Raw genomic sequence first — 3,414 nt, forward strand, 5'->3', positions numbered from 1 at the left:
CAGACCTCCCATTGCTGGAGATGACGCGCCCGCCATGGGTCACGACCCCATAATGGCGCAAGACGCCCCCAAAGCGGACTGAGACGACATCGCCGGACCTGTAATCGAACGCAGAATTCATCGAAAAACGATAACACGCATCCGGCTACATTGTCAATCGACACGGCCACTCGGCGCAATACAGGCCGCCAGAAATTTCTACAGAAAGTCGCGCAGCGTTTCCATGAACAGGTCGAACCGGTCATGGTGGAGCCAGTGGCCGGCCTCAGGGAACAGTTTCACCTCGGCGTTCTGGAAATAGGCGTCGCGCCCATCTTCCGCCGGGTTCGAGGCCCAGCTCTTTTCGCCATAGAGCAAGAGCGTCGGACAGGTGATCGACCGCCAGAGGTCATGAATCTGCTCCTGGGTGAGATCGACCGACTCCCACACGCGCAGATAATTATCGAACTTCCAGCTATAGGTGCCGTCCTCATTGCGCGCGATGCCATTAATGGTGAGGTGGCGGGCCTGTTCTTCGGACAGGAAGCTGTTTTCTTCCTTCATCCGCGCATAGGCCTGCTCGAGGCTGTCATAGCGCTTTGGCTGGCGGCCAGAGAGGGCGCGCTTGTCATCGATGATCTTGCGGAACCGGTCCTGCCAGGGCGTTTTCTGACGCTCTTCGATCATCTTCGGACTCGGCCCAAGCCCTTCGATCGCGACCAGTTTTTTGACCTTGTCCGGATAAAGCCCGGTATAGCGCAGCGCGATATTCCCGCCGAGCGAGTGCGCCACCAGCGTCACGTGATCAAGCTTCAGCTGATGGATCAGCTGCGCCAGATCATAGATATAGGCCTGCATGTTGTAATTGCCCTCAGGCGACCAGGAACTGTCGCCATGGCCTCTCAAATCAGGCGCAATCACATGCCAGTCATGGCGAAGCTCCTCGGCCACCCAGTCCCAGCTGCGGCAATGGTCCCGCCCGCCATGCACGAGCACAAGCGGCGGCGCATCCTGGTTACCCCAGTCGACATAATGAAGCCGAAGACGCTGGGAGTAATAGGAATGGGAAACGGGGCCGTGCAACATCATGCGCCCTCCTTGTCTTGCAGGGCTTGATAGAACGCGATGGCCGCGGCGTTGGAAACGTTCAGGCTCTCCATGCCCGGCACCATCGGGATTCGCGCCAATGTGGCGCAGGCTTTGGCGACGGCAGGGCGCAGGCCCGAGCCTTCAGCGCCCATGACGAAGGCGACTTTCTGCGCGCCGTGAATGGCAGCCTCGATCGTCTCGCGTCCTTCGCCGGCCAGCCCGATCGTGTGGAAGCCGGCCTCGCCGAGCTGGTCGATGGCGCGGGCAATATTGACGACCCGTATCTCTGCAACCGTCTCGATCGCGCCAGCCGCCGACTTGGCCGCAACCCCCGTGACAGGCGGGGTATGGCGCGTCTGCAGGACGAGACCACCGATCCCGAAGGCTGCCGCCGAGCGGAAGATCGCGCCCAGATTATGCGGATCCGAAATCTGGTCGAGCACACATATGCGCGTCGGCGCATCCGGGCCGGCCAGCACATCGTCCAGCGAGACCTCTTCCAGCGGCCGGGCCCGCACGGCCAGGCCCTGATGCACAGCGCCGGGGGGCAGCAAGTGGTCGAGCGCCTTGCCATCAATGATTTCGACATCCTTCAGGCCGGTCCGGCGCGCTGCATTGGCCGTTGCAACCTGGCGCAAAATCTCGCGATCCGGATTGGCCAGCGCCGCCTCGACGGCGTGCTGACCCCACAGCCAGACAGGAGCTGACGGGTCGTGTGCAGACCCAGCTGTAAATCGGCGTTTCTGATGGTTGCGTGAGATAGGCTTCATCCCTATAAAGCGCGCTTCGGTGCGCCGGTGACTGCTGTTGCAGACATTTGGCGGCAAGGTCCGGCGGCGTCAATCAGAGCGTCGCAGGGCAGACCCTGGAGGGGTGGCCGAGTGGTTAAAGGCAGCAGACTGTAAATCTGCCCGCATAGCGTACACAGGTTCGAATCCTGTCCCCTCCACCACTCATTTCCGGTTCGTCCGCGAAAACATCGCGACAACACCCAGGCAACGGCTTTTATATCCTGATCCCGTATCGGCGCTGACGCGCCTCACCTGGATCACGCTCAAGACTGTACGTTCGCCAACCATCGGCAATGACGCTCGGTTCAAAAGTATCGCGTTTCTTCCAATCTAACTGTCATCTATCAACACCGCCACTTGCATCCCGGAAGCTCGCGCAGTATCTCCAGCCGCTCAGAGCGGGTATAGCACAACGGTAGTGCAGCAGCCTTCCAAGCTGAGGATCTCGGTTCGATTCCGTGTACCCGCTCCAGCCGGCCCTTCCTCCAAAATAAGTGAAATGGCGCACCTAACAGGATTCGAACCTGTGACCTCTGCCTTCGGAGGGCAGCGCTCTATCCAGCTGAGCTATAGGTGCGTTCGCCTCCCTCTAAGCGAAGCGGGCGGGGTGTGCAATCTCTCGGTTTCAGGCAAGGGCGCGCTTTTCGTCTGCGAGACTTTGTGCAACCTAACGGCCGAGCGGTTCTCACAACAAGGAAACACACCCGCATGACATCCTCTCTTTCCCCCATCGCGCGGCTCGCCGGTGCGAGCCTTGTCGCGCTCAGCCTTGCGGCCTGCAATCCTGTCGATGACACCGCTACCGATACGTCCGCGGCCACAGATACAGGCGAAACGCCAGAAACGGCGAGCACCGGTAATGATCGGCGCGGCAAGGAAGAGATCATCGCCGAATATGAAGAGGCGCTGGAGGAGGCGCGCGAGACGAGCGGCGACGGCGCGCCGGCCATGTGGACGCTGTCGGACGAGGACACCACGATCCATATGTTCGGGACGGTGCATATCCTGCGCCCTGATCTGGAATGGCGCACGCCTGAATTCGAAGCCGCTTTCGAGAGCGCCGATACGCTCGTCCTCGAACTCGACATGCAGAGCGAGGAAGGCATGCGGGCGATGGCGCGCGACTTTCAGCGCAAGGGCCTCTACGGCGATGGCCGCCGCCTTTCCACCGAAGTCGACGAGGAGGTTCTCGACACACTTCAAACCTCGCTGCAACCGCTCGGCCTGCCCGTCACGGTGCTCGATCCCATGGAGCCCTGGATGGCGGCGGTGACCCTGTCGGTCCTGCAATTGCAGAAAGAGGGATACGACCCGGACTCGGGCGTCGAGAAAGTCCTCATCGCAGAGGCAAACGAGGATGGCAAAGCGTTCGGGTACCTCGAAACCGCATCGGTCCAAGCCGATATTTTCGACACTATGCCGGAAGATGTTCAGGAGGAGTTTCTCTACGAGACGGCGCTGACGCTGTCTGAAACCAGCCAGATGCTCGACCAGCTTGTCGACGAATGGGCCGACGGGGATGTCGAAGGCCTTGGCGTGCTTGTGGCCAATCCGG

The 3,414-nt window shown here is 60.8% G+C and carries 3 protein-coding genes and 3 tRNA genes; 3 read left to right on the forward strand and 3 right to left on the reverse strand.

Annotated features, from left to right (window positions below; genetic code table 11):
• Window positions 1-198: 198 nt before the first annotated feature.
• Both WA989_RS04350 and WA989_RS04355 read right to left on the reverse strand, forming a co-directional pair.
• Window positions 199-1,068 (reverse strand): alpha/beta fold hydrolase, encoded by an 870-nt coding sequence (locus WA989_RS04350; protein ID WP_424339287.1) that lies wholly within the window; start codon window positions 1,066-1,068, stop codon window positions 199-201.
• Window positions 1,065-1,838 carry a TrmH family RNA methyltransferase gene (locus WA989_RS04355; protein WP_424339288.1) on the reverse strand — a complete coding sequence of 258 codons (774 nt, stop codon included), beginning with the start codon at window positions 1,836-1,838 and terminating at the stop codon, window positions 1,065-1,067. Before WA989_RS04355 ends, WA989_RS04350 begins: the two co-directional genes overlap by 4 nt.
• Before the next feature lie 97 nt (window positions 1,839-1,935).
• On the opposite strand from WA989_RS04355, the gene WA989_RS04360 reads away from it, so the two are divergent.
• Both WA989_RS04360 and WA989_RS04365 read left to right on the forward strand, forming a co-directional pair.
• A tRNA-Tyr gene (locus WA989_RS04360) sits at window positions 1,936-2,020 on the forward strand.
• Window positions 2,021-2,257: 237 nt separating this feature from the next.
• Window positions 2,258-2,331: transfer RNA gene (locus WA989_RS04365), tRNA-Gly, on the forward strand.
• Between the two features lie 28 nt (window positions 2,332-2,359).
• On the opposite strand, the gene WA989_RS04370 is transcribed toward WA989_RS04365, so the two are convergent.
• Window positions 2,360-2,436 (reverse strand) — tRNA-Arg (locus tag WA989_RS04370).
• Between the two features lie 131 nt (window positions 2,437-2,567).
• Here WA989_RS04370 and WA989_RS04375 point away from each other — a divergent pair.
• Window positions 2,568-3,414: TraB/GumN family protein (locus tag WA989_RS04375; protein ID WP_424339289.1), on the forward strand; the 847-nt coding region annotated here is incomplete at its 3' end.

The sequence above is a fragment of the Henriciella sp. genome, assembly GCF_049649345.1.
GTDB lineage: Bacteria > Pseudomonadota > Alphaproteobacteria > Caulobacterales > Hyphomonadaceae > Henriciella.

Coding starts and splice junctions, on each gene's coding strand:
- WA989_RS04350 (WP_424339287.1), bottom strand. CDS start 1,068: ATGATGTTGCACGGCCCCGTTTCCCATTCCTATTACTCCCAGCGTCTT.
- WA989_RS04355 (WP_424339288.1), bottom strand. CDS start 1,838: ATGAAGCCTATCTCACGCAACCATCAGAAACGCCGATTTACAGCTGGG.